Origin of the sequence: Nocardioides epinepheli (assembly GCF_037936805.1) — a bacterium.
Classification (GTDB): Bacteria; Actinomycetota; Actinomycetes; order Propionibacteriales; family Nocardioidaceae; genus Nocardioides.
On the sequence record NZ_JBBMMC010000012.1, the window covers coordinates 68,681 to 92,798 of the forward strand.

Here is a 24,118-nt window from a genome sequence, read left to right on the forward strand (position 1 = left end):
GTGCGTGGCCGGAAGCCACGCGATCGAGATCCACGCCTCCCCGCACCATTCCGCTGTCCCTCTATGAAAGGCAGGGCCAGATGTCTGACCCCGAAGTGTCCTCCGACCACAGGAACGAGCTGCCCGGCGGCGCGCTCGGCGTCGTCGGAATCGTCGTCATGTCCGCGGTGCTCATGGGCCCTGCGATCTCGCTGTTCTTCAACGCCCCGGTCATGGCCGGCAGCGCCGGGGCGGCGGTGCCGCTGGTGTTCCTCGTCTCCATGGTCGGAATCCTGTTCACCGCCTACTCGGTGGCGCAGTACTCGGCGAAGGTGGCCTCGGCCGGATCGTTCTTCGGCTTCGTGCGGCAGGCGGCCGGCCCGCGTGCGGGCTTCCTGGTCGGCTGGTGCACCTTCGGCGCCTACCTCGGCGCCGCGATGGGCGGCAGCATCGTGACCGGAGCCTTCTTGTCCTCGATCCTCGAGGCGCACTTCGGGATCGCCATCTCCTACTTCTGGACGACGCTGCTCACGCTCGTGGTGGCCGTCGGGCTCTCGATCCGCGGGATCAAGCTCTCCGAGCGCTTCAGCATCGTGATGCTCAGCATCGAGGTCGTCGCGATCGTCGTGGTGATCGGCGCGATCTTCCTCCAAGGCGGCGCCGACGGATTCAGCGCCGCGCCCTTCGATCTCGGTGAGAGCAGCCTGTCGGGCATCCGGCTCGCGATGGTGTTCGGAGTGCTGTCCTTCGCCGGCTTCGAGATCTCCGCGTCCTTGGCCGAGGAGACGCGCAACCCGCTGCGCAGCGTGCCGATCGCCGTGCTCGGGTGCACGCTGGTGATCGGGCTGATCTACATCGTCGGCAGCTACGGCGTCGTGATCGGCTACGGCACCGACAACGTGCAGGCACTGGCCACCGATGCCTCGTCGTTCGACACCCTCGCCAAGGAGTTCGCCAACCCGATCCGGCCGCTGGTGGACCTGATCCTGATCAACTCGCTGCTCGGCGCGGTGATCGCGATCGTCAACAGCTTCGCTCGCGTGGCCTTCGCCCTCGGGCGCGAGGGACTGATCCCGTCCGCGTTCGGCGCGACCAACCAGCGGTTCCGCACCCCGCACGTGGCACTGCTCTCGATCGGCGTCGCCGGCACGCTGGCCGCCGGGCTCCTGGCCGCCAACGGCGTCGACGGACTGGTCGGGTACTCCTACGTCTCGACGCCGGCCAGCCTTCTGCTGATCCTGGTCTTCATCATGGCGAACACCTGCCTGTGGCGCTTCTACCTTCGCCAGTACCGCGGGCAGTTCAGCGTCCTCAAGCACGTCGTGGTTCCCGCGCTCGGCTCACTGGTGCTCCTCGTCCCGCTCGTCGGGCAGTTCTATCCCAAGCCGCCCGCGCCGCTCGACACGCTGCCGCTCTACGCGGCGGGCTGGATCGTCCTCGGCGTCGTGCTGTTGGTGCTGAACCGCCGCCGGGTCGACGCGATCGACGCCCCGTTCGTGACGGCGTCGGAGGAGGTCACCTCGTGACTGCGAAGGCGAGCACCCGGTACCACCGGCTCCCCGACGGGACCCGTCTGGCCTATACCGAGCTCGGCGCGGGCCAGCCGGTCATCCTGCTGCACGGGGTGCTGGGGTCGCGACGGTTCTACGAACGGAACATCGATGCTCTGGCCGAGCACTTCCATGTCTTCGCCGTCGATCTACGCGGCCATGGGGACTCCGATGACTCCCAGGGCGGCAACACCGTGGCGCAGTACGCGCGCGACGTCGACCACTTCCTGGCCGCGCGAGACCTGAGCGAGGTGGTCGGCGTCGGCTGGTCGATGGGCAACTTCGTGATCTGGGACTACCTGCAACAGTTCGGCTCAGCCAGCCGGATCGCCGCCCAGGTCTGCATCTCCCAAGGACCCAGCGACCTCAACGCGAACGGCTGGGAACACGGATTCACCGACCACCACGGCCTGCGGGACCTGATCGCGATGACCCAGGACGACTACGCCGGCATGTGTGCCTACCTGGCCACCGTGTTCACCCAGCAGTTGCCCTCGGCCGAGGACCAGGCGTGGATGGTCGAGGAGCAGTTGAAGGTGCTGCCCAACACCGCCGGCTGCATCCTCACCGACCAGACCCAACGCGACTACCGCGAGGTCATCCCCTCCCTGCCGGTCCCGATGCTCGCGGTGTGGGGAAGCGACGAGAAGTGCCTGCCGGTGGCGGCGGGCGCCTGGGTCGCCACCCACGCCCCCCGCGTCACCTTCGTCGTCCTCGAGCGCAGCGGCCACATGCCGATGTGGGAGGAGCCGGAGCTGTTCAACCCGATGACCGTCGACTGGATCCGGTCGCTCGCTTTGTGACCGGAGCCAGCACGCACCGAAGGAAGACCCATGCCCGCTGCCTCACCGCCCCGGCGGTCGTCGTCCACCGCGATGATCGACCAGGCCGTCGCTCTGGACGCCGCCGACCCGATCGCCCGCTTCCGCTCCGAGTTCATCCTGCCCGAGTCGGTCGTGGCATACCTCGACGGGAACTCTCTCGGGCGCCCGCTCGAGGTCACTCGGCGGCGCCTGGCGGAGTTCGTCGACACCGAGTGGGGTGAGCGCCTCATCCGCTCGTGGGACGAGGGCTGGATGGAACGGCCCACCGCGTCGGGCGACCGACTCGCCGCGGCGACGCTCGGCGCCGCGCCGGGTCAGACCCTCGTCGCCGACTCGACCACGGTGCTGCTGTACAAGCTGATCTTCGCCGCGGTCGGCGCCCGACCGGGCCGGACCGAGATCGTCGCCGACACCGAGAACTTCCCGACCGACCGATTCATCCTGGCCTCGGTCGCCGAGCAGGCCGGACTGACCGTGAGGTGGATAGCGCCCGACCCTGCTGCCGGCGTCACCGCCGAGCAGGTGGCCTCGCTCCTGAGCGAACGCACCGCGCTCGTGGCGCTGAGCCATGTGTCCTACAAGTCGGCCTATCTCGCCGACCTGCCCGCGATCACCGCGCTCGCGCACGAGCAGGGTGCGCTCGTGCTGTGGGACCTGTGCCACTCGGCCGGAGTCGTGGACCTCCACCTGGATGCGGCCGGCGTCGACCTCGCCGTGGGCTGCACCTACAAGTACCTCAACGGCGGCCCAGGCGCACCGGCCTTCGCCTACGTCGCCGCGGCGCTGCAAGACTCGCTGAGCCAGCCGATCACCGGCTGGATGGGGCACGCCGATCCGTTCGCGATGGGACCCGAGCACGTGCGGGCATCCGGCATCCGGGGCTTCCTCAGCGGCACGCCTCCGATCCTCGCGATGCTGCCGCTGCACGACATGCTCGACCTGATCGAACGAGCCGGCATCGCGGCGATCCGCGAGAAGTCGATCCTCCTGACGCAGTTCGTCACCGCGATCGCCGACGAGTGGCTGGCACCCCTCGGCGTCGTCGTCCGGTCACCACGCGACTCCGCGGTGAGGGGCGCGCATGTGTGCCTGGAGCACGACGACATGGACGCCGTCGTCCGCGGCCTGTGGCGCGAGGGCGTGATCCCCGACTTCCGGCCGCCGCGTGGCCTGCGGGCGGGGCTCTCGCCGCTCAGCACCAGCTTCGCCGAGGTCGCGACCGCGATGACGCAGCTTCGGGGAGCACTGCTCACCGGCCAGGCGTCCTGACCGGCGCTCCCGTCCGTCGTCAGTTCGGCAGCGAGCCGGGCGGCTTGCAGATGACGGTGTCGCTGGGGGTGTAGCTGGTGTGGAACTTCTCGGTCTTCTCCACCTCGCTGGAGCCGGGGCGCTTGAAGATCCGGGTGACATCGACCTGGAAGCCGGAGAATCCGGTGTTGGGCTCGCAGTTGGCGGTGTCGAGGGTGCGGGTGCCCGGGGAGACGTAGGCGTAGCGGTCGGACGTGCGCGACTCGATGTCCCACACCTTGGTGGAGTACATCTCCACGACCACCGTGCCCTGACGCGAGTAGTCGCTCGGGATCACCTTGGCGTGGATGAGGACGCCGTACTCGGTGTCGTTCTGGAAGCGCAGGTCGACCGAGCCCCAGGCCACCGTCGCCTCCCGGCCCACCGGGTAGCGGTCGATGTAGAAGGAGTGCGGCTTGTGCTCGATGTCCTTGAGGCCGGCGAAGAACATGCCATTGAAGAGCGTGGTGGCCATCTGGGAGACGCCGCCGCCGAGGTCCTTGACCAGGATGCCGTCGCTGATGATGTAGCCCTCGGTGAACCCGTTCTCGGCGGTGCGCTCCCCGACGGTGTCGTTGAGGGAGAACGTCTCGCCCGGCTTGAGGAGGGTGCCGTCGATCAGCTCGGCGGCGCGGCCGATGTTGGTGTTGCGGTAGTCGGCGTGCGGGTAGTGGGTGACCTGCCGCGAGACCCGCTCCTTGATGCCGAGCGCACGCGCATCGGCCGTGGTGAACTCGGGCTGCTCGACGGTTCCCTCGACCTCGACCTGACGCTCCCCGGCGGGCCGGGTGACGACGTCGAGGAAGGCCGCGGTGACGTCGGCGGGATCGAAGGAGATCCCCGGCTTGGCCTTGATGACCTTCGGCTTGCCGTTCACCAGGCGCACCGTGGCGTCGACGGGCGCGCCGTCGCCTGCGGTGGCGTCCTCGACGAGCGGGATGAGCACCTTGCGATCGACGGCAGGCACGAGCACGCCATCCTCGGGCTCCAGCGACAGCGCGTCGGCGTAGTCGGCAGGCGCGAGGCGCACCTTGGCCTTGCCGAAGCGCAGCTGGACCGGACCGGAGAGCGCGGGCTTGGCGAAGTCGTCGGCCGCCTTCTGCGCCTCGGCGTCGGTGATCTCGGGCTCGAGCTCGGTGATCTTCAGGTCGACGTCGTCGCCGGAGAGCAGCGCGTCCGCCAGCGCCTTGCGCGTCTCGTCGGGGTTCAGGCCGCGACCGGGCTTGCCCGGCTCGACCGAGGCGTCGCCGTCGGAGAACACCACGCGCGCATCGACCGGGTCCTCACCGAGGCCGGCGGCGAGATCGGAGAGCGCGGCGTCCAGCTTGGCGTCGTCGATCGCGACGACGGCGTCGTGGTCCTCGCCACCGGCGAAGTAGTCCCAGATCCGGCCGGGGCTCAGCGAGCGGTCGGCATCGACCTGGGCGAGCGAGGCGTCGTAGTCGATCGTCAGGCCGGCGGCCGCCGGGTCGATCTCCTCGGTCCGGTCGCCCAGGGACACCGTGATCGGGGACGTCGCGCGCTCGCCGAGGCCGTCGACCAACGCGGCGCGTGCGTCCGCGGGGCTCTTGCCGCCGACGTCGATGCCCGACACGACCGTGTCGCGGGGCAGCTTGTCGGCTGCTACGGCGTAGGCTCCGGCGTAGCCGCCGACGACCACCAGGGCGAGCACCAGTGCCACGACGATCGCCGGCTTGGCGCCGACTCCCCCGCGCTCGTCATGTGTCTTCACGCCGTCATCCTAGGTAGAGGCTGGGCGCGGATCCTAAGCAACGACGGGGCGTGATTGGTCACTCCGCGGCGGCGCGATCGCCCGGGCCCGCCTCTCCGGTCTCCTCTGACTCCTCCGGCCGCAGCGGCCGCACGGTCACGATCGCGAAGAGCAGCAGGACCAGTCCCAACGCCAGCAGCGCGTACCCCGCGGCGTCCGAGGCGATCAGGTAGCCGCCCCCACGCGGGACCAGCGCGACGCCGAGCATCAGCACCCAGCCGAGCACGAACGCCAGGCGCGTGTCCCAGCCGCCGGGCAGCGCGACGGCGGTCGCCACGCTGGCCACCACCGCGAGGCCCAGACCGAGCGGACGGGCGTGCACGAGGACGGCGGCGAGCCCGATGACCGCACCCAGCGCCGCCAGGGCAACCGCACGAAGCGCGCTCAGGTCAGATCCCGGCGAACAGGTCTGTCTCGAAGCCGTCCTCGCCGACCGGGCCCTGGGCACCCTTGGCGATCCGGTAGAACTCCACGCCCCACGCCGTGGCCCCGATGTTGTTCGACAGCGCGAAGAACGGACCGTCGGTGGTGATCTGCGTGGCGTGCGCGGCCATCGCGGCCATCTTCGCCTCGACGTGGTCGCAGGCGTCGACGGCGGCCGAGAGGTCCTCGTCGGAGGTGACGAACGGCGGCAGCGGTCCGTCGGGGTCCATGCCCTCGAAGGTGGTGGCGTCGCCGGCGTCGCGCAGCATCCGCAGGCCCTCCCGCATCCGGGTCTCCGACATCGCGCCCCAGTAGATCTTGGTGATCTCCCATGGCTCGCCGAGGCCTCCGTCGGCCACGGGTGCGGCTCGGTAGGAGGGCACCGCGGCGAGCGCGGCGGCATACATCGCGACCCGGTGGGCCTGGATGTGGTCGGGGTGGCCGTAGCCGCCGAACTGGTCGTAGGTGACCATCACCTGCGGGCGGACCTCGCGGATGATCTCCACCAGCAGGTCGGCGGCCTCGGTGAGGTCGGCACGCCAGAAGGCGTTCTCGTGGATCACGTCGCCGGCGATCGCGTAGCCGTCCGCGTGCCAGGCCATGCCGGAGTCGCGGTAGCGGCCGAATCCGCCCAGGAACCGGTGGTCGGTGACGCCGAGCTCTGCCATCGCCGCGGCGAGCTCGCCGCGGCGGTGCTCACCGAGCCGGTCGTCGCGATCGGCGGCGAGGTGCTCCAGCTCGGGAACGAGGATCTCCCCCATCTCGCCGGCGGTGCAGGTGACCAGGGTGACGCCGCGGCCCTCGGCGGCGTACTTGGCCATCGTGGCGCCCTGCCCGATCGTCTCGTCGTCGGGGTGGGCGTGCACCAGCAGCAGGCGCTGGTCGGGCATCTCGCTCATGGAAGGGAGCGTAGTGAGAGGCGCCCCGTGGGCCGAGCGTCAGGGCCGCTTGAGCCGACGCGGCCCCGTCGGCAGGTCGAGCGGCGGCAGTGCGGGGCCGACCTCCGGCTCGACGTCGAACCAGCCGTCGAACTCGTCGACCAACAGCTCGACCACGACGTCGGGCGCGTCACTGAGCACGGCCCACGGGTGATCCTCGTCGTCGTCCTCGCCGGCGAGGCGCTCGCGGACCACCTGCGCGTCGTAGCCGCCGGCCACGAGCCGGGCGGCGGCCGCCCGCGCGTCGTCCTCGTCGAAGAAGATGCCGCGTCCGCTCACGGTTCGATTGTCCCCGATGCGCCCCGGCCCGGCAGGTCCGTGCCCTCGTCGAGCAGCGACCGCAGCTGGGCGAGGAAGGGACGGTCCGGTTCGAGCCAGTCGACGTCGTCGAGCTCGGTCGCGCCGAGCCACCGCAAGCGGTCGTGCTCGACCGGCCGCGGCGCGCGATCCTCGAGGAGGGTCACCGCCGCGGCACGCAGCCGGTGGGTCGTGCCGATGTCGGCCGCGCCGTCGAGCCAGCCCTCGACGCGCACCCGCACGCCGAGCTCCTCGGCGATCTCACGTTCCAGCGCCTCCCGCGGGCTCTCGCCGTCCTCGACCTTCCCGCCGGGTAGCTCCCAGCGCCCGGCGGCCTCCGGGGGCGCCGTACGCCGGCATGCGAGGACCCGCTGCTCGCGGATGATCGCGGCCGCGACCACCAGCCTCCTCATCGCCTCTCCACCCGCGCGACACTAGCCCTGTGACCCCGCAACCTGTGGACCCCAGCGGCCTGACCCTCGACCGGGTCGATGACCGCTCCGCCGCCGTCGAGCGACTGGTCGCCGCCTGCGGCGGCCGGGTGCCGTTCGACGGCCTGCTCGGCGACCTGCCCCGCCGGCTCCGGATCACGCCGGCGCCCGGCCGGGCGGTCCACGAGGCGTTCCGCTACGACCGGCGTGATCAGCTCGACCTGCGCTGGTGGCCGCAGGGCGTCTCGACGAACGCCGACTCCGGAGTGCTCCCACATCGCCGGCTCGCGATGATCACCTGGTACGCCAAGAAGCTCCCCTGGGACGAGTCCGATCAGGGGGTTCGGCTCACTGTGATGGACCTCGACCGGCTTCGCTACCGCCACGTGCTCCTGGTCCGAGCCACCGACGACGGGGGGATCGAACCTCTGCACATCCACGCCGGCGGCCTGGTGTGGCAGACCTCGGCGACCCACGGTTCGATGGTGCACGTCGCCGGCACCGCCCGTGGGCTGTTCACCTGCCTGCTCGAGGATCTGGTGCGCGTTCCCGATCGCGCCTCGGCGTTCGGCTACCGCTACGTGCTCCCGGTGCGCTGGCAGTACAAGGCCGGCGCGGCCAAGGGCGTCGAGCGGTTCCGCTACTCCTTCACCTCGCTCGATCGCCAGGCCGACGACGCGGGGGCGCTCGGGCCCGGGCCCACGCTCTATGCGGGCGAGTACACCAACGACCCCGAGCGAACCCGGCGGCTGGCCCGGTTCACCCTCGGCGACGGCACCGCACCGCACGCCGACCTCGAGCTGATCGGCAGCGGTCCACGCCGCATGCAGGGCGTGGTCGATGCGCGAGGAACGCTGCACCTCACGGTCTCCCAGGGCCGTCTGGTCCGCGGCTCGGTGTTCACCGGCGTCCCCGGCGACCTGCACGAGCACCTCCACGCGACGCCGATGGGCAACGAGGACATCTCCTACTCCCCCGACGAGGACCTGCTCTACTCCGTCTCCGAGCACCCCAGCGTCCGCTGGCTCTTCACCATGCGACGTTCGTGGTTCGAGCACGACCGCGCTCGAAGGCCTGCGCCTGTCGCTGGAGATTGAGCCAGCGAGCGCCGACGAAACCCCGGCAACCCACTACTCGCCCTCCGGCTTGCTCAACCCCGGTGGGGGCGCGGCGTGCGTGCCAGCTGACGGGACTGAGCGACCAGCCGCCCGGCAGAGTCCCAGACCTCGCAGTCCTCCTCGAACATGCCGCCGGCGATGCTGCGCGTCGCGTGGGTGACGCGGAGCCAGCCCGGCGCCGGCCGGGCGCGTACGTAGGCGGTGAGCTCCAGGGTCGGCGCCCAGCCGAAGAGGCCGTGGGTGAAGGTCACCGGCGGCAGGGCGTCGACGACCAGCAGCAGCGACAACGGGTCGGGATCTCGCTCGTCCTCGAGGCGGAACCACCCGCTGAGGACGCCGCTTCCGTCCGGCTGTCCGGTCGTCCAGCCCACGTGATCGGGGTGGAGGCGCAGGTCGAACCGGCCCAACAGCGCGATGCCTGCCTCGAACCCGGGAGGGGGTCGATGCGGCACGCACTCCCCGACCGGCGGGAGATCCGGCGGCGCCGCGGTAGTGGCGTCGTCCGCGGGCAGGCGGTCCAGGTCGCCCAGGGTGGCGAGCACGGCGATCCGGACGTCGTCGCCCTGGCGCAGCTCGGCGCGCGTGGTCGCCACGCTGCCGCCGTCGCGCAGGACTGTGACGTCGATGCCGGCGGGACCGGCGTGACTCGCGGAGAGGTAGTGCGCGCTGATCGCCAGCGGGTCGGGCTTCCCCGGCACCGCCTCGGACAGCGCACGGGCGATGGTCGCAAGCAGGTAGCCGCCGTTGAGGCCGGAGCCGATCCCCCACCCCTCGCTCAGCTCCGCCGTCCACCGCAGGTCGCCGGCGCGGGTCACCGTGGTCGCGTCGTCGAACACACTCACACCGGCGGACGCTACCGTGCGCGGCAGGCGCGGCTCTGGTCGAACCCCGACGTCGTGGTGCACGATGTCGCGCGACGACGACACCCGCCTCGGAGGTACCTCGCATGCCCAGATCGCCTCGGTTGACCCGGATTCTCACGACCGCCGTGGCCGCTGCCGCCACGGTGCTCTCACTCGCCTCCGCCCCCGCCGTCGCGACGGCCGCCTCGCGGCCAGAGGCCGCTCACGCCGCCGCGCCCGGCGACGGCGCGCCCTACGTCGTCCAGCGCTTCCGCCTGCGCGCCTCGGACCATCCGCGCCTGGTCCGCGCGTGGCGTGCCTGGAAGTCCCGTGACGTCGTCGGCTACCGCACCCGGGTGTCGCGGTCCTGCGAGTGTGCCCCGGAGCCGCCGACGCGGACCACCGTGCGCGGTCGCCGCGTGGTCTCGGTGACCCACGTCGGGCAGCAAGGGCAGCTCGACGAGCCGGGATACCCGATGGAGAACCTGTACCGGGTGCTGCGAGACGGCTATGCCGATGCCGACTACCTGAGCATCCGTTACCGCAACGGCGTCCCGCGCCGGATCTTCATCGACTGGAACGAGGCTCTCGCCGACGAGGAGACGATCCTGGCCGTCCGGGTCGGCAGCGTCAGGAGCCGCTAGCCGCAGCGGCGCTCGCCTCGCGCTTGCGCACTGCGATGAGGCTGGTGATCGTGGTGACCGCCAGCACGCCGACGACGACGATCAGCGAGGTCAGGTTGCCGATCTCGGGCACGCTGTCCCAGCGCAGGTGCGCCCAGTGCAGGACGAGCTTGACGCCGATGAAGCCGAGGATGATCGAGAGTCCGTAGCTGAGGTGGACCAGCTTGGCGAGCAGGCCCTGGATCACGAAGTACAGGGCGCGCAGGCCGAGCAGTGCGAACGCGTTGGTGGCGAAGACCAGGTACGGGTCGGCGGTGATCCCGTAGACGGCCGGCACGGAGTCGACGGCGAACACGATGTCGGTCATGAAGACGGCGACCGTCACCAGCGCGAGCGGCGTCAGGGCGCGCTTGCCGGCCTGGACGACCGTCATCTTGGTGCCGTGGTAGTCGTCGGTCACCGGCCACAGGCGGCGCAGCCACTTGACGACGCGCATGTCGTTGGGGTCCTTCTCGTCCTCCTCGACACCGCCGATGGCGTCCTTGAGGAGCTTGGCGCCGGTCAGCAGGAGGATCGCGCCGAAGATGAGGAAGACGAAGTCGAAGGCCGCGAGGGCAGCGGCGCCGAGGGCGATGAAGATGCCGCGTAGGACCAGCGCTCCGATGATCCCGAACAGCAGCACGCGCTGCTGGAGCGCCTTGGGCACCGCGAACGCGCTCAGCAGCAGCATGAAGACGAAGAGGTTGTCGACCGACAGGCTCTTCTCCACCAGGTAGCCGGTGTAGTAGTTGACGCCGTTCTCCTGGCCGTGGGCGGCCAGGACGTAGACGCCGAAGGCGAGCGGCAGGGCGACGTAGAAGGTCGACCACAGCGCCGCTTCCTTCATCGACACCTCGTGCGGCTTGCGGGTCGCGAGGAAGTCGACGATCAGCAGGACGATGACGGCACCGATGGTGAGCGCCCACAGCGACGGGGTCCCGATCGTGTCGATCGCCAGTGGCGTGACAGGGGGTGTGATGGACACAGAGTTCTCCTCAGGCGAGACGGCCTGAGGTCTCTCTCACCGAGTCCGGATCGAGCCTGGATCGGCCCCTGCCCGGGGAGTCGATGGCGACTCCGTACTGACCGGGACAGGGCTTGTGAGGTACTCCCCTCGACGACGAGGTTAGCCGGGCCGCGTCGCCGTACCCAAACGCCGCGGATGAGAGTGCTCTCATGTGGCTCACCGAGTCACGGACGCCCGAGAGAACCCTTGTTCCCAAGGGACCTGAGTCGACTTCGCTCAGGTGATCGCCTACGACCTGACTTAGTCCAGCCTGCGCTCCGCCGACGAATCTGCGCGGAGTGGCGCCGCCGCACGGGATGTCATGCAGTTCTGCAGTCGTTTTAATCGGGATTCCGAATAGTGAAATTCTGGCACATCGCACTCCCCGGGTCGGGTCAGACTGGTGAGGGTTTTCTCCGGTGAGTTCCGCGCAATGGCGCGCGATGCTCGATGCAGGGGCTCAAGCCACTGGCCGGGGAGACCGATCATCGGATCAGCACCGACCTCGGCGTCGGACGGTCCGCCCCCCACCGCATCGTCTCGGATCAGGAGCATTGTCTTGCACGAGCATTTTTCGACCCCTCGGAACCGTTCGACCGCACGCCCCTCGCGCCGCAGCTGGCGCCGCGCAGCCGCCTTCGGCGCCGCGGCCACGGCCGCAGTCCTCCTCGCCGCACCGGCCGCGACGTCGGCCGCCACCGCGACCTCGAAGCCCGCCTCGGCTCCGACCGAGGCCTCCGCGTCCCGCGCGCCGATCCCGCACTGGTCCGACGACGCCCTGCGCAACCCCGGCAACTACCCGGTCACCGAGCTCGTCGGCCAGTTCCCGCTGCCGAAGCTCAAGGCCACCGAGGTGCACCTCAGCGTCACCAAGTGGGGCTTCCGCTACCAGGGCGGGATGGCGAACAACAACCTCAAGATCACCATGTCCAAGGGCGGTCTGCGCTTCGTCGACCGGGCGGCGCGCACCTGGACCCACCTGCCGCGCAACTGCGTCGAGGTCAAGATGAAGCGCGCGGCCGCCGCGCAGTGCTCGATCCCGTCGCGACACCCCGGCCAGATGTACGTCGAGACGTGGCCCCGGCTCGGCAACGACACCATCGATGCCCGCGGCCTCTCCTCCCGGTTCAAGCTGTGGGCCCTCACCGACGACGGGCGCGACACCGTTCGCGGCGGCGCCGGCAACGACTTCATCAACACCGCCTTCATGGACGACCGCGCCTGGGGCGGCGACGGCGATGACTGGATCCGCGTCGGGACCGGCCAGAACCTGGTCTACGGCGACGGCGGCAACGACCGGCTCGTCGGCGGCGACAACGAGGACCAGATCCGTGGTGGCACCGGCGATGACCGCATCGGCGGGCTGAGCGGTGACGACGTCCTGTGGGGCGACGCGGGCGCAGACATCCTGGTCGGCGGTCCCGGCATGGACGCTGCCTACATCGACGCCCAGGACCGCGCCAGCGAGATCGAGACCATGCGTTCGTGAACCCGCGCGCCATGCGCCACAGTGGCGCCATGGCGTACTTCGTCCGCACCGGGCCCACCCGTTTCCTGGCCACCGACGCGCTCAGCGGCGCCTGGGACCAGGCGACCCAACACATCGCACCTGCTCTCGGACTGCTGGTCCACGCGGTGGAGACCGATCGTGATCGTCGAGGCCGGGCGGATGTGGTGGTCTCACGGCTCTCCTACGACATCCTCGGCACGATCCCGGTGGACGAGGTCGACGTCAGCGTCGACGTCGTCCGCCCGGGGCGCACCATCGAGCTGGTCGAGGCGACGCTGAGCCATGCGGGGCGCCCCGCGGTGCTGCTGCGCGCCTGGCTGCTCCAGCCGGCGGGTACCGAGGCGATCACCGGGACCTCGCTGGAGCCGATCCCCGGACCGGACGACCTCGCCGCCTGGGATCCCACGACCGTGTGGCCGGGCGGGTTCATCGCCACTGCGCAGGTGCGACGCCGCGAGATCGAGCCGGGGCGCGCGGCGTTCTGGGTGCGCAGCGAGGTGCCGCTGCTCGCCGACGAGCCGGTGAGCCGGCTCGCCTCGGCGGCCCGCCTGTTCGACATCGCCAACGGGATGAGCGTGCGCGCCGACCCGAACGTCGTCGCCTTCCCGAACGTCGACCTCACCGCCCACCTGACCAGGCCCTGGCACGGCGAATGGGTGGGCTTCGACACCTCGGTCACCTTCGGTGCCGACGGCGTCGGGCTCACCAGCAGCGTGCTGCACGACGTCGCGGGCCCCGTCGGGACGATGGCGCAGATCCTCACGCTGCGGCCGTGAGCCTGTATTCACGCTGAACCGAATCGAGCCCGGCTGCGGGGCGTGCTAACTTGCCGAAGGTGACCGCGACAGCCGGTCGCCGGACGAGGGAGCCGTACCCGGAGCGCGACAAGACGGCCATGGAGGAGTTGTCATGGCCTGGATCGTGTTGGTGCTCTCCGGCGTTCTCGAGTCGGTGTGGGCGTTGGCCCTCGGCAAGAGCGAGGGCTTCACGAAGCTGACGCCGAGCATCGTCTTCTTCATCTCGCTGGCCTTCAGCATGGCCGGACTCGCGTTCGCGATGCGCACCCTGCCCACCGGCACCGCCTATGCGATCTGGGTCGGCATCGGCGCGAGCCTGACGGTCGCGGTCGGGATGATCATGGGCGAGGAGCCCATCAGCGCACTGCGGATCGCGCTGCTGGTCGGCCTGGTCGCCTGCATCGTGGGCCTCAAGCTCGCCCACTGACGCCGCAGATCAGCGCGGCGCGTCCTCGATCCGCAGCCCGGCCTCGTGGGCCAGCAGCGGCGCGAGGAGGGTCAGCTGATCGGGGCTGATCGTGGTGCCGCGCAGGCCCTCGACGCCGCGCAGCGCGTCGAGGTCGGCGCCGCGCAGGTCGACGTCCTCGAACCTGCCACGCTGGAGGTCGAGGCTGGCGATCCGCGTGCCGGTGAATCGGACCCGGCGTGCGGTGGCGTCCAACAGGTCGAGCTCCTCGATGACGCAGTCGGTGAACGCGACGTCGAGGAGCTCGGCCGCGCGCAGGTTGAGGAAGCCGAGCTTGCAGCCGACGAAGTGGACCGAGCGCCACTCGGCGTCGTAGGCCTCCGCCGAGCCCAGCCGGGCCCCTTCGATCCGCACGTCCTGCCAGTGCGACCGGGAGGCCCGCAGAACCGGGATGTCGAGCCGCTCGGCGGTGACCTCGCGTAGCCGCACCGAGCGCCAGTCGGCCTCGCGGGCGGCGAGGCCGCTGAGCCGGCAGTCGCGCAGCACGGCACCGTCGAGGCTCAGCTCGGCGACCGACACGTCGAGGAACTCCAGACCGTCCAGGTCGGCCCGGGACTCGAGGTCGTCGGGTCCACCGGGTTCCAGGTCGCCATGGACGATCGCGTCCAGGCGGGGCGGCTTGGTCGAGCGGGTACGTCGGGGCACGTCTCGCACCGTAGCCGCGTCGTCGGACAGGAAGTATCAAGAGGTATCAGCACGGGTGCCGCGCAGCGCGGGTCCGCGTAGGCTCGGGCCATGGCGCTCGATCCCGCCCTCGTCGCTCGCATCGACCGGTCCGTGGAACGCTACGGCGCAGGCTGCCCCACCCCGCCCGACCAGACACGCTCGCTGCTCGCCGAGATCGGGGTGCGGCCGCCGGACGACTACGTCGAGTTCGTCTCCCGCTGGGGCGGCTGCTTCTGCGGCGTGTCGATCCGCGCCTTCCACAACGCCGACCTGCTCGGACTCGACACCTGCGTCGACCTCACCAAGTGGGCACGGTGCGCCTTCGCCGGCCTGAGCGCGATCGCCGACACCGGCCTGGACGGCGGGCTGGTCATCGCCACCGACGAGGCCGGCAATCCGATCCTCATCGCCCCCGACGGCGAGATCCGGCTGCTCGACCACGACCACGGCACGGTCGAGGTCCTCGCCCCCGATCTCGCCACCCTCCTGGCCGACTGCGTGGACGACGCGGCCTGACCGATTCAGATCCGCACCAGCGTCTTGCCGGTGGTGCGCCCGGCCATCATGTCGGCCAACGCCACCGGAGCCGACCGGATCCCGTCGTAGACGCTCTCGCGATAGGTGAGCCGACCATCGGCGAGCCACCCGCCGAGCCGGTCCTGCATCTCCTCGAGAAGGTCGAGGTGCGCACTGCCTCGATAGCCGCGCAGCGTGAGGTTCTTCGACGTGGCCAGGAAGAGGTTGCGTGGGCCGACCGGCTCGCCCTCGTACTCCGAGATCGACCCGCACAGGGCCAGTCGCCCGCCGTTGTTCATCGCCCCCAGGGCCGCCTCGAGGTGGTCGCCGCCGACGCCGTCGAAGTAGAAGTCGAGTCCCTCCGGAGCGACCTCCCCCAGCGACTCGCCCAGGGGGCGCTCGCGCCAGTTGAAGGCGGCGTCGACGCCGACGACGTCGCGCAGCCAGGCGACCTTCTCGTCGGTCCCGGCGCTGGCGACGACCCGCAGACCGGTGAGCCGGGCGATCTGGCACACCAGGCTGCCCACGGCCCCTGCCGCCGCCGAGACCCAGATGGTGCCGCGGGCATCGAGGGCATCGATGACGTGCAGGCCGGCGTAGGCGGTGAGCCCCATGGCGCCGAGCGGGCCGAGGTAGGCCTGTGCGGGTGCGCGTTCGGCGTCGAGGACGCGGAGGTTGGCGATGCCGTTCATCGCGACCTCGTCGGCGGCGACGATCGCATGGGTGCGCCACCCGTAGGAGTGCCAGACGGTGCTGCCCACGGGGAAGGCGTCGGCCTGCGAGGCCTCGACCACGCCGACGGTGAAGATGCCGTCCATGGCCTGCCCGACGGGGAAGGCGGCGAAGTAGCCCTCGGGGGCGTCCGCGCGCAGTCGCAGGCGCAGACCCGGGTCGACCGAGGTCCACGTGTTGCGGACCAGCACCTCCCCCGGACCCGGCTCGGGAAGCTCGACGTCGACGACCTCGAAGTGTTCGGGCCGCACCTCGGCGGGGGGCAGAACCTTGACCTGTACCTGACTGCTGTTCACGGATCTCCCTCGATCGGCCGGCCCACTGCTGGACACCGTGCGGTAACCGAACTAACTTCAGTTCTATGACACAGACAATGCCTGCGTGGCAATGGACGGGCACCGGACGCCCGCTGGTCCGCAACGAGGTACCGATCCCGACGCCGGGGCCGCAGGAGGTCCTGATCCGGGTACGCGCGGCAGGCATGTGCCACTCCGACGTCGGTGAGCTGGACGAGCCCACGTGGGCTGCGAACATCACCCGGAACCCGATCACCCTGGGACACGAGATCGCCGGCGAGGTGGTCGAGGTCGGCGGCGAGGTCACCTCCTGGAGTGCCGGGGACCGGGTGGGCGTGCACCCGCTGGGCGCCACCGTGCCGGGCTACAGCCGGGACGGCGGGTACGCGAGATTCACCGTCGCCCCCGCGAGCGACCTGGTCGCGGTCCCCGACGACCTCGCGTGGGACCTGGCCGCCGCGGGCACCGACGCCGGGATGACCTCGCACCATGCCGTGGCCGAGGTGGCCGGAGTGCGGCCCGGAATGCGGGTCGGGATCATCGGCCTCGGCGGCCTGGGGCAGTTCGGCGCGCGTATCGCCGTGCTGCTGGGAGCGGAGGTCCATGCCGCCGACACCAGTCCGGCCGCCGTCGCCCTCGGCGAAGACCTCGGCGTGACCGCGGTGTACCAGAGCGCGGAGGAGCTGATCGGACGCGGACTGGACGCGGTGGTCGACTTCGCCGGCTTCGGCACGACGACCGCCGCCGCCGTCAATGCCATCCGCAAGGGCGGGACCATCGTGATGGTCGGGATGGGAGCGGTCGACACCACTTTGAACACCGCCGACGTCATCCACCAGCTCGCGGTCATCCGCGGGTCCTCGGGCGGCACCAAGGACGACATCGCGCGGGTGTACCGCTATCTCGCTGCGGGCCAGATCGTGCCGATGATCGAGACCCTCGACTTCGAGTCGATCCCGACCGGGATCGACCGGCTCCGCTCGGGGCAGGTCACCGGTCGCCTGGTGGCGACCGGCGCCTGACCGGATCCCCACCGCCCGCGGGCGGCGCCGGGTGAACGCCGGCGCCGCGGCGCGTGGAGGACGACCGCCGCGGCGCCGCCGTGGATCAGGCCGCTCCGGCGACGACCGGGGTGGCCGCACCGAGCGGGTAGATCTGCATGGTCTCGGGACGCAGCGCGATCACCACGGGCTCCCCCTCCTCGGCCTGGCGCAGCCAGGCGCCGTGCAGGGCGCTGTTGGCGCGAAGCCGGAACTCCTCCGGGCCGGCCGCGACCACCACGTCGTAGTGACGCCCGCCGAACTCCGAGGAGAGCAGCTCGGCCTTGAGCGCGAGCATGCCGGTGGGGACCGAGTCGGCGTCCCGGTAGAGCTCGACGTCATCGGGCCAGATGCGGGCCACGACGCCCTCGACGTCCGGCACATCGCGGCGCAGATCGAGGTCGACGCCCGACTTGGTCCGCCAGCCCTGCGCCGAGCGGTGCAGCTCGAGCCGGTTCGACATGCCGATGAACTCGGCGACGTACTCGGTGCCCGGGTTGTCGAAGACGCGCTGCGGAGTGTCGACCTGCTCCATCTTCCCGGCGCGCATGATCGCCAGACGATCCCCGAGCGCGAACGCCTCGGACTGGTCGTGGGTCACGAAGACCGCGCCGAAGCCGAGACTCTCGTGCAGGCGGTGGATCTCGGTGCGCACCTGGTCACGCAGCCGGGCATCGAGGTTGCTCAGCGGCTCGTCGAAGAGCACCAGGTCCGGACGCGCGGCGAGGCCGCGCGCGACGGCGATCCGCTGCTGCTGACCGCCGCTGAGCTGGGCCGGATAGCGATCGAGCAGGTGACCGCAGTGCACCATCTCGGCCGCCTCCTCGACGCGGCCCTTGTCGATCGCATCGCGCATCTTCCTGACCTTCAGGGGATAGGCGATGTTCTTGCGGACGGTCATGTTCGGCCACAGGGCGTAGGACTGGAAGACCATGCCGATGTCGCGCTTGTGCGCCGGGACGTTGATCCGGCGGTCGGAGTGAAACACCGCACGGCCCTTGAAGTCGATCAGGCCGCTCTCGGGGGTCTCCAGTCCGGCGAGGCATCGCAGCGTGGTGGTCTTGCCGCACCCGCTGGGGCCCAGCAGGACCAGGAACTCCCCCTCGTCCATCTCGAGGTTGAGGTCGTCGACGATGACATTGGATCCGTACGACTTGTTGAGTCCTTCGACTCGGAACTTCTCGGCCATCGGGTCACTCCTGTTCCGGGGTCCTCCACCCCTGTTGGCCTTGGTTGGTTGAGCTCGAAGCTCAAAGGTTGTCGAGCACGTTGCGGCCGCCGATCATCATGGCGATGACGACGCCGGCACCGGTGACGACCGACATCAAGATCGCCATGGCTCCGACGAGCGGGTAGGAGCCGTTGGTCCAGTGGTCGTAGAGCAGGGTTCCCATCACCTGCGTGGTGGCCGAGCGCACCATGATCGAGGCGGCGAACTCGTGGGTGAGCAGGATGAACATCAGCGCGACCGAGCTCAACACCGCCGGTTTGAGCATCGGCAGGGTGACGCGGAACGCGGTCTCGAGCGGTCCGGCGCCGCTGACGGCGGACGCCTCCTGGTAGGTGTTGCCCATCGACACCAGGGCGGTCAGCTGCATGCGCGTGGCGAACGGGACCATGAGCACCACGTAGACCAGCACGATGATCGTCTTGGTCCCGTAGAGGATGAACGGCCCCTGGGTGTAGGTGAGAAGGAAGCCGACACCGAAGATGACGGCGGGGATGCCCAGTGGCAGCGCGGTGATCACGTCGCCGAGCAGCCGGAGGATCGGCAGGTCACGCCGACGCACGATCAGCTGGGCGACCCCCAGCCCCAACGGGACGCAGATCGCCACCGCCGCGAGCGACGTCACGACACTGGTGACCACCGACTCCACGATGCCCGGCGTGTCGAACAGGGCCCGGTAGTTGTCGAGTGTGAAGAGGTCCCACGACAGATCGGCGGACCAGTAGGGCGAGAGGGAGACGATGATCAGCCCGATGAGCGGGAGCACCAGCGCGACGAGACCGTAGACGGCCACCACGACCGCCGCCCATGCCGAGCGGCCGTGCGTCGGGGCGAACGACTTCCCGCCGTGGGTCACGAAGCGCGTCTGGTTACCGAGCAGGTACCGCTGGGCGAAGATGACGAGTAGCCCGAAGATCACCAGGGGGGATCCGGCAGCGGCGGCTGCCGCGAAGTTGGTCGGGGACTCCGAGACCCTGCGGTACATCTCGGTGGTGAGCACCTTCACCCCCTCGTTCTGTCCGAGGAGCAGGGGCCCGGTGAACTGGCCGAGGCCGAGCAGCAGCGCGACGCCGCCTCCGTAGACGAGCGAGGGCCGCAGCAGCGGCAGGACCACCTTGAAGAACACGCCGATCGTCGAGGACCCGCTGATCTCGGCGGCCTCGAGGTGCTCGGAGCCGATGTTCTGCATGCCGGCACTGACGAACAGGTACACGAACGACGTCAGTCCGAAGCCGGTGATGATGATGATCCAGGTCGTGCTGTAGACGTTGATCGGACCGGTGTCGGACCCACTCCACCAGGGCAGGTGACGCAGCAGCGCGTTGAGGTAGCCAGGGCCGGGCGAGAGCAGGAAGGCCCAGCCGACGATGTTGGCCACCGACGGCATGACGATGGGCAGCAGCGGCACGATCCTCAGGAAGCCCATCCGCCTGGGGAGCCGGCTCGTGGCGAAGGCGAGGATGGTGCCGAGCACCATCGCGATCACCAGCGAGCCGAGCGCCAGGGCGAACGTGGTGCGCAGCGTCTCCCCGATGTCGGGGCGCCCGTACTGGGCCTCGTAGCCGGCCGCGCCGTCGGAGAAGGCGAGCGACTGGAGCTTGTAGAGCGGTACGACGATGAGGTACCCCAGCACAAGGATCAGCGCCGCGTAGCCCAGTCGTCCTCGCCAGGTCGCCGAGTCGGCGCGCAGCCGTGGTCGAGCGCGAGTCGCGGTCTTCGTCGCGGGCTTCGTCTCGGTCGTCGTCATGGGGTCACCTCGTGGTCGTGGTCGAAGGAGGTCGCCGCGGACCGATGTCCGCGGCGACCGCCGCGGTCAGCCCTGGAACTCGGCTTCCCACTCCTGCTGGTAGGCGTTGACCGAGTCCTGGTCGAGCGTGGCCGGGTCCGGCAGCTCGACGTCCTGGGCGAGCACGTCGGCACCCGGGACACCGGTGCCCTCGATGTCGGGAAGGACGGCGATGTAGTCGTGCGAGATCGCGGCCTGGCCCTCGGGGGTCACCAGGAAGTCGGCGAGCACCTGGGCGGCGTTGGCGTGGGGCGCGGACTCGAGCACCTGGCTGTACCACGGGACGCCGAAGGGGTTCTCCGGGACCGCGAAGTCGACCGGAGCGCCGTTCTCCTTCTCGGTGAGCAGCGTGGTCGCCGCGGTCGGGGAGCCCCAGATCTCACCGGAGGCGATGGCCTGGCCGATCGCGACCGCACTCTCGTAGACGCGCGGCTTCTGCCCGGCGAGATCCTCGACGAAGTTGCCGCCCCAGTCCTCGTTGATCCGGCGGTACATGTCGACGTAGGTCGGGATGCCGGCCGGGTTGGTGATGCCGAGGCGGCCGTCACCCATCTCGGGGTCGAGGATGTCCTCGACCGTGCGCAGGCCGCCGGGCACCTTGCTGGTGTTCCAGCCGAAGCCGAACACCGTGGCGCTGGTCAGGAACCACTTGTCGTCCAGCACGCTCTCGGCGCGGTTGTAGTCGGTCTCGTCGAAGTCCGGGCCGACGATCTCGACGTTGTAGCCCTGGTCGGTGGCGTTCTGGATCCACGCCGCGTCGGTGGTCATGTGCACGTCCGCGGTGCCCTTGCCGGTCTGCTTCTCGGTCTCGACCTTGGGCAGGATGTCGGCGTCGGTGCCGCGCACGTAGGTCAGCTTGATCTCGGGGTACTTCTTCTCGAAGGCCTTCTTCAGCGCCTCGAGGTTGTCGGGGGCGTGGGTCGAGTAGATCGTGACCTCGCCCTCCTTCTTCGCCTCCGCGACGATCTCGTCCCAGCTGCCCGCGAGCTCGGTCCCGGAGTCATCACCTCCGCACGCACTCAAGGCACCCAGGGCCAACATTCCGGCCGCCACCACCGACAGTCGCTTCGCGTTCATGGTCTTTCTCCCTCAGGGGATGGCGGCTGGGCCGCTAAAGTGAAGTTGGTTCAGGTAGACTGTATGGCGCGCGTCACTCCCCTGACAAGCAAAAACTTCATTGAATTCAATTCAGTTCGCTGAGCGACCACGATCGAAGGACGAGGATCCAGATGATGCGATACGCCGACCGACGCGTGCTGGTGACCGGAGCCACCGGCGGGCTGGGGGCCGAGATCTCCCGACGTCTGGCCGAGGAGGGTGCCCGCGTCGCGGTCGCCGACCTCGCCGGGACGAGCCTCGCCGAGCTCGCCGCGTCGCTCCCGGGCGCTGGACACCTGACCCTCGAGCTCGACGTCTCCGACGAGGACCAGTGGCGAGCGGCCACCGCCCGCCTGGAGTCGGAGTGGGGTGGCCTCGACGTCGTGGTGAACAACGCCGCGATCGGCAGCATCGCGACCGTCGAGGACGAGGAGCTCGAGAAGTGGGACCAGGTCGTCGCGGTCGATCAGACCGGGGTCTGGCTGGGCATGAAGCACACCGGGCCGCTCATCGAGCGCTCCGGCGGCGGGGCCATCGTCAACGTGGCCTCGATCCTGGGCAGCGTGGGCGGCTTCGGGAACAGCATCGCCTACCACGCCGCGAAGGGGGCGGTGCGCACGATGACCAAGAACGCCGCCCTGCACTGGGCCTCGCGCGGCGTCCGGGTCAACTCCCTGCACCCGGGCTTCATCGAGACCGCCCAGCTGCTGGAGCGGTTCGAGGGAAGCGAGCGGCACCGCGGCATGCTGGCCAACACCCCCATGGGTCGCCTGGGCAAGCCGGCGGAGATCGCCGGCGCCGTCGCCTTCCTGGGCAGTGACGACGCGGGCTTCATGACCGGAGCCGAGGTCTACGCCGACGGCGGCTGGACCGCCCGCTGAGCCAGGGATCTGACGCAGGTCAGATCTCCGCGCCCAGCCGGTAACCCTCGGCGACCGCGTGGCTGACCCGGCGCGGGGTGACGCAGTCGCCGATGACGCTGACCTTCCCGTCCGCGAAGCCGCGGCCCAGCGGACCGAACGGCGTCACCGGCAGCCGGGGACGGTGCCAGACGGTGAGCACAGGGCCGAGGTCCGAGGCGTCGCCGCCGAACAGCGGCTCCAGGCGCAAGGACGCCGCCGCGTCCTCAGGCACCTCGAGGCGGGTGGCCACCCGCAGGTCGACGCCGGCGACGCCGAGGCGGGTCAACAGCGGACCCGCGCTCTCTGCCGGGATCCGCGTGGCGAGTCCGGTCAGCGGCGTGGCGAGGGTGACCTGCCAGCCCGACTGCGCAAGCGCCTCGGCGGCGCTGTAGGCCGGCCAGAAGCCGTCACCCTCGTCATAGACCAGAGCCCGCCGCTCACCCTCGTGGTCGAGAGCTCCGAGGATGGCCTCGTCCACGGTCGCGAACGGCCGGTCGCCCAGTTCCGCGGGTGGCGGTGCGGGCGTCGATCCGGTGGCGACCACCACGTGATCGGCGATCTGGAGGATCTCCTCGAAGTCGTCGGAGTCGATCGGCGCGGCGAGGTTCACCTCGACTCCGAGGCGCTTGAGCTCACGCTCCTGGTAGTCGATCAGGTCGATGAAAGTAGCCCGGTGCGGGGACGCCGCGGCGACGCGCGCGGCCCCACCGAGGTGCGGGGCGGCGTCGAACAGCGTCACGCTGTGCGCCCGACCCGCAGCCACGCGGGCGGCCTCGAGTCCCGCTGGTCCGCCTCCGATGACATAGACCTCTCGCGGCCTCTCGACGGGCACGCCGACCGAGGGATGGCGCCCCCTGCCGATCTCGGCGTTCACGGCGCAGTGCAGGTGGGGGTCGAAGGCGCGGCAGTCCTGGTTGATGCCGAGGCAGCCGCGGATCTCGTCGAGGCGGCCGGACTCCGACTTCGCCGGCAGGTCGGGGTCGGCGATCAGCGCCCGCGCCATCCCCACCAGGTCGGCGCGACCGGTCTTCACGATGTGCTCGGCGGTCGCGACATCGCGGATGCGTTGGCCGACGAGGGTCGGGAGCCCGGTGGCGGCCTTCACCCGGGCGGCCGAGGGCACGGCGACGGCGTCGGGGTGGGTGGCGTCCTTGACGTACTTGCCGCGGGTGCCGTGGGTGATGCTGAAGTAGTCGACACCGCGTCCGGCGAGGTCCTCCGCGATCCGCACGCAGTCGTCGATGTTCATCCCGCCCGGGATCTCCTCCTCGCCGCTGAGCCGGACGCCGAGCACGAAGCCCTCGGGGATCACCGACCGCATCGCCTCGATGACCAGGTGCAGGAAGCGCATCCGGTTCTCGAACGACCCGCCGAAGTCGTCGGAGCGGTGGTTGGTGAGCGGCGACATGAACTGGGCCGGTAGGTAGCCGTGGGCGGCATGGATCTCCACCCCGTCCGCACCGGCGCGGACCAGGTTCTCCGTGGACAGACGCCACCCCGCGACGATGTCGTCGATCTCGGCGTGGGTCAGCTCGTGGGGCGGGTAGGCGTCCCGCACGGTCTTGATCGACGACGGTGCGACCGGCGGCGAGTCGGACTCGCCGCCGATGAACTCACGTCCGAGATGGCAGAGCTGTCCGACGAACTTCGCCCCGTGCCGGTGGATGGCCTCGGCCTTGGCGCGTGCCGCGGGCACGAACTCGTCGAGGTAGGCCTCGACGAGTCTGCGCGAGCGCAGGGTCGTCGTCGGGTGCACCACCGTGGCGCCCCCGATGATCATGCCGACTCCCCCGGCGGCCAGCCGCTCGAAGTGGTCCGTGTCGCCGTGGGTCGGCACACCACGCTCGGCCATGCTCGTGCCGGCCGGCAGGGCCACTAGCCGATTCTTCACCGACATGGCGCCGATGCTGAAGGGCGAGAACACGTGCGGGAACTCAGAGCTCATGATGCGAC

Annotated in this window: 24 protein-coding genes and 1 riboswitch; of the genes, 11 read left to right on the forward strand and 13 right to left on the reverse strand. The window is 70.3% G+C overall.

Annotation, left to right across the window (positions count from 1 at the left end; genetic code table 11):
* Positions 1-80: 80 nt before the first annotated feature.
* From WMR31_RS16160 to WMR31_RS16170, 3 genes are read left to right on the forward strand one after another with little or no spacing between them, the layout of a single operon-like run.
* Positions 81-1,505: an APC family permease gene (locus WMR31_RS16160; RefSeq protein WP_340539900.1), complete on the forward strand. Its 1,425-nt coding sequence runs from the start codon at positions 81-83 to the stop codon at positions 1,503-1,505.
* Positions 1,502-2,332, forward strand: a complete 831-nt coding sequence (locus WMR31_RS16165) for an alpha/beta fold hydrolase (RefSeq protein ID WP_340539901.1) — start codon at positions 1,502-1,504, stop codon at positions 2,330-2,332. Before WMR31_RS16160 ends, WMR31_RS16165 begins: the two co-directional genes overlap by 4 nt.
* 30 nt (positions 2,333-2,362) lie before the next feature.
* Entirely contained in the window at positions 2,363-3,622 is a 1,260-nt protein-coding gene (locus WMR31_RS16170; protein ID WP_340539902.1) for a kynureninase, read from the forward strand.
* A gap of 19 nt (positions 3,623-3,641) precedes the next feature.
* Here the strand turns inward: WMR31_RS16170 and WMR31_RS16175 are convergent, their stop codons facing one another.
* The 5 genes from WMR31_RS16175 to WMR31_RS16195 all read right to left on the reverse strand — a co-directional run bounded on the left by WMR31_RS16175 (position 3,642) and on the right by WMR31_RS16195 (position 7,482).
* Positions 3,642-5,372 carry a VanW family protein gene (locus WMR31_RS16175; protein WP_340539903.1) on the reverse strand — a complete coding sequence of 577 codons (1,731 nt, stop codon included), beginning with the start codon at positions 5,370-5,372 and terminating at the stop codon, positions 3,642-3,644.
* 58 nt (positions 5,373-5,430) lie between these two features.
* Complete coding sequence (locus WMR31_RS16180; protein ID WP_340539904.1) at positions 5,431-5,733, reverse strand: hypothetical protein; 303 nt, start codon at positions 5,731-5,733, stop codon at positions 5,431-5,433.
* A gap of 67 nt (positions 5,734-5,800) precedes the next feature.
* Entirely contained in the window at positions 5,801-6,733 is a 933-nt protein-coding gene (mshB, locus tag WMR31_RS16185; protein WP_340539905.1) for an N-acetyl-1-D-myo-inositol-2-amino-2-deoxy-alpha-D-glucopyranoside deacetylase, read from the reverse strand.
* A 39-nt stretch (positions 6,734-6,772) separates the two neighbouring features.
* On the reverse strand, positions 6,773-7,051 hold the full coding sequence (locus WMR31_RS16190) for a hypothetical protein (protein ID WP_340539906.1): 279 nt from the start codon (positions 7,049-7,051) through the stop codon (positions 6,773-6,775).
* Positions 7,048-7,482, reverse strand: coding sequence for a (deoxy)nucleoside triphosphate pyrophosphohydrolase (locus tag WMR31_RS16195; protein ID WP_340539907.1), 435 nt, complete (start codon positions 7,480-7,482; stop codon positions 7,048-7,050). The genes WMR31_RS16190 and WMR31_RS16195 overlap by 4 nt, the downstream gene beginning before the upstream one ends.
* 29 nt (positions 7,483-7,511) lie before the next feature.
* On the opposite strand from WMR31_RS16195, the gene WMR31_RS16200 reads away from it, so the two are divergent.
* Positions 7,512-8,597 carry a hypothetical protein gene (locus tag WMR31_RS16200; protein ID WP_340539908.1) on the forward strand — a complete coding sequence of 362 codons (1,086 nt, stop codon included), beginning with the start codon at positions 7,512-7,514 and terminating at the stop codon, positions 8,595-8,597.
* 53 nt (positions 8,598-8,650) lie between these two features.
* Here WMR31_RS16200 and WMR31_RS16205 read toward each other — a convergent pair whose 3' ends face one another.
* Positions 8,651-9,460, reverse strand: a complete 810-nt coding sequence (locus WMR31_RS16205; RefSeq protein WP_340539909.1) for a thioesterase family protein — start codon at positions 9,458-9,460, stop codon at positions 8,651-8,653.
* Positions 9,461-9,564: 104 nt separating this feature from the next.
* Here WMR31_RS16205 and WMR31_RS16210 point away from each other — a divergent pair, with 104 nt between their 5' ends.
* On the forward strand, positions 9,565-10,104 hold the full coding sequence (locus WMR31_RS16210) for a DUF6174 domain-containing protein (protein ID WP_340539910.1): 540 nt from the start codon (positions 9,565-9,567) through the stop codon (positions 10,102-10,104).
* Here the strand turns inward: WMR31_RS16210 and WMR31_RS16215 are convergent.
* Positions 10,091-11,107 carry a TerC/Alx family metal homeostasis membrane protein gene (locus tag WMR31_RS16215; protein ID WP_340539911.1) on the reverse strand — a complete coding sequence of 339 codons (1,017 nt, stop codon included), beginning with the start codon at positions 11,105-11,107 and terminating at the stop codon, positions 10,091-10,093. The two genes, WMR31_RS16210 and WMR31_RS16215, sit on opposite strands and share 14 nt — an antisense overlap.
* Positions 11,108-11,687: 580 nt before the next feature.
* On the opposite strand from WMR31_RS16215, the gene WMR31_RS16220 reads away from it, so the two are divergent.
* The 3 genes from WMR31_RS16220 (at position 11,688) to WMR31_RS16230 (ending at position 13,862) form a co-directional block, all read left to right on the forward strand.
* Entirely contained in the window at positions 11,688-12,617 is a 930-nt protein-coding gene (locus tag WMR31_RS16220) for a calcium-binding protein (RefSeq protein ID WP_340539912.1), read from the forward strand.
* Between the two features lie 29 nt (positions 12,618-12,646).
* Positions 12,647-13,414 carry a thioesterase family protein gene (locus WMR31_RS16225; protein ID WP_340539913.1) on the forward strand — a complete coding sequence of 256 codons (768 nt, stop codon included), beginning with the start codon at positions 12,647-12,649 and terminating at the stop codon, positions 13,412-13,414.
* Between the two features lie 56 nt (positions 13,415-13,470).
* A riboswitch (guanidine-III (ykkC-III) riboswitch) is annotated at positions 13,471-13,536 on the forward strand.
* Between the two features lie 11 nt (positions 13,537-13,547).
* Positions 13,548-13,862 (forward strand): DMT family transporter, encoded by a 315-nt coding sequence (locus tag WMR31_RS16230; RefSeq protein ID WP_340539914.1) that lies wholly within the window; start codon positions 13,548-13,550, stop codon positions 13,860-13,862.
* A 9-nt stretch (positions 13,863-13,871) separates the two neighbouring features.
* Here the strand turns inward: WMR31_RS16230 and WMR31_RS16235 are convergent, their stop codons facing one another.
* Positions 13,872-14,546 carry a pentapeptide repeat-containing protein gene (locus tag WMR31_RS16235; RefSeq protein WP_340539915.1) on the reverse strand — a complete coding sequence of 225 codons (675 nt, stop codon included), beginning with the start codon at positions 14,544-14,546 and terminating at the stop codon, positions 13,872-13,874.
* Between the two features lie 90 nt (positions 14,547-14,636).
* On the opposite strand from WMR31_RS16235, the gene WMR31_RS16240 reads away from it, so the two are divergent.
* Positions 14,637-15,083: an SMI1/KNR4 family protein gene (locus tag WMR31_RS16240; protein WP_340539916.1), complete on the forward strand. Its 447-nt coding sequence runs from the start codon at positions 14,637-14,639 to the stop codon at positions 15,081-15,083.
* A gap of 5 nt (positions 15,084-15,088) precedes the next feature.
* Here WMR31_RS16240 and WMR31_RS16245 read toward each other — a convergent pair whose 3' ends face one another.
* Positions 15,089-16,111: an NADP-dependent oxidoreductase gene (locus WMR31_RS16245; protein WP_340539917.1), complete on the reverse strand. Its 1,023-nt coding sequence runs from the start codon at positions 16,109-16,111 to the stop codon at positions 15,089-15,091.
* A gap of 65 nt (positions 16,112-16,176) precedes the next feature.
* On the opposite strand from WMR31_RS16245, the gene WMR31_RS16250 reads away from it, so the two are divergent.
* Positions 16,177-17,133 carry a zinc-binding dehydrogenase gene (locus WMR31_RS16250; protein ID WP_340539918.1) on the forward strand — a complete coding sequence of 319 codons (957 nt, stop codon included), beginning with the start codon at positions 16,177-16,179 and terminating at the stop codon, positions 17,131-17,133.
* A gap of 85 nt (positions 17,134-17,218) precedes the next feature.
* Here WMR31_RS16250 and WMR31_RS16255 read toward each other — a convergent pair whose 3' ends face one another.
* The 3 genes from WMR31_RS16255 to WMR31_RS16265 form a co-directional block, all read right to left on the reverse strand.
* Positions 17,219-18,340 (reverse strand): ABC transporter ATP-binding protein, encoded by a 1,122-nt coding sequence (locus WMR31_RS16255; protein WP_340539919.1) that lies wholly within the window; start codon positions 18,338-18,340, stop codon positions 17,219-17,221.
* A 61-nt stretch (positions 18,341-18,401) separates the two neighbouring features.
* Positions 18,402-20,126 carry an ABC transporter permease gene (locus WMR31_RS16260; RefSeq protein ID WP_340539920.1) on the reverse strand — a complete coding sequence of 575 codons (1,725 nt, stop codon included), beginning with the start codon at positions 20,124-20,126 and terminating at the stop codon, positions 18,402-18,404.
* A gap of 66 nt (positions 20,127-20,192) precedes the next feature.
* The gene (locus WMR31_RS16265; RefSeq protein WP_340539921.1) at positions 20,193-21,242 is read right to left on the reverse strand and encodes an extracellular solute-binding protein; all 1,050 of its coding nucleotides are present in this window, start codon (positions 21,240-21,242) and stop codon (positions 20,193-20,195) included.
* A 152-nt stretch (positions 21,243-21,394) separates the two neighbouring features.
* Between WMR31_RS16265 and WMR31_RS16270 the strand changes: the two genes are divergently transcribed.
* Positions 21,395-22,144: an SDR family NAD(P)-dependent oxidoreductase gene (locus tag WMR31_RS16270; RefSeq protein WP_340539922.1), complete on the forward strand. Its 750-nt coding sequence runs from the start codon at positions 21,395-21,397 to the stop codon at positions 22,142-22,144.
* A 19-nt stretch (positions 22,145-22,163) separates the two neighbouring features.
* Here the strand turns inward: WMR31_RS16270 and WMR31_RS16275 are convergent, their stop codons facing one another.
* Complete coding sequence (locus tag WMR31_RS16275) at positions 22,164-24,110, reverse strand: oxidoreductase (protein WP_340539923.1); 1,947 nt, start codon at positions 24,108-24,110, stop codon at positions 22,164-22,166.
* Between the last annotated feature and the right edge of the window lie 8 nt (positions 24,111-24,118).

Bases quoted from the DNA above. Each gene is read 5' to 3' on its own strand.
- WMR31_RS16160 (WP_340539900.1), top strand. From the start codon at position 81: ATGTCTGACCCCGAAGTGTCCTCCGACCACAGGAACGAGCTGCCCGGC.
- WMR31_RS16170 (WP_340539902.1), top strand. From the start codon at position 2,363: ATGCCCGCTGCCTCACCGCCCCGGCGGTCGTCGTCCACCGCGATGATC.
- mshB (WP_340539905.1), bottom strand. From the start codon at position 6,733: ATGAGCGAGATGCCCGACCAGCGCCTGCTGCTGGTGCACGCCCACCCC.
- WMR31_RS16195 (WP_340539907.1), bottom strand. From the start codon at position 7,482: ATGAGGAGGCTGGTGGTCGCGGCCGCGATCATCCGCGAGCAGCGGGTC.
- WMR31_RS16210 (WP_340539910.1), top strand. From the start codon at position 9,565: ATGCCCAGATCGCCTCGGTTGACCCGGATTCTCACGACCGCCGTGGCC.
- WMR31_RS16225 (WP_340539913.1), top strand. From the start codon at position 12,647: ATGGCGTACTTCGTCCGCACCGGGCCCACCCGTTTCCTGGCCACCGAC.
- WMR31_RS16230 (WP_340539914.1), top strand. From the start codon at position 13,548: ATGGCCTGGATCGTGTTGGTGCTCTCCGGCGTTCTCGAGTCGGTGTGG.
- WMR31_RS16240 (WP_340539916.1), top strand. From the start codon at position 14,637: ATGGCGCTCGATCCCGCCCTCGTCGCTCGCATCGACCGGTCCGTGGAA.
- WMR31_RS16250 (WP_340539918.1), top strand. From the start codon at position 16,177: ATGACACAGACAATGCCTGCGTGGCAATGGACGGGCACCGGACGCCCG.
- WMR31_RS16255 (WP_340539919.1), bottom strand. From the start codon at position 18,340: ATGGCCGAGAAGTTCCGAGTCGAAGGACTCAACAAGTCGTACGGATCC.
- WMR31_RS16260 (WP_340539920.1), bottom strand. From the start codon at position 20,126: ATGACGACGACCGAGACGAAGCCCGCGACGAAGACCGCGACTCGCGCT.
- WMR31_RS16265 (WP_340539921.1), bottom strand. From the start codon at position 21,242: ATGAACGCGAAGCGACTGTCGGTGGTGGCGGCCGGAATGTTGGCCCTG.
- WMR31_RS16270 (WP_340539922.1), top strand. From the start codon at position 21,395: ATGATGCGATACGCCGACCGACGCGTGCTGGTGACCGGAGCCACCGGC.
- WMR31_RS16275 (WP_340539923.1), bottom strand. From the start codon at position 24,110: ATGAGCTCTGAGTTCCCGCACGTGTTCTCGCCCTTCAGCATCGGCGCC.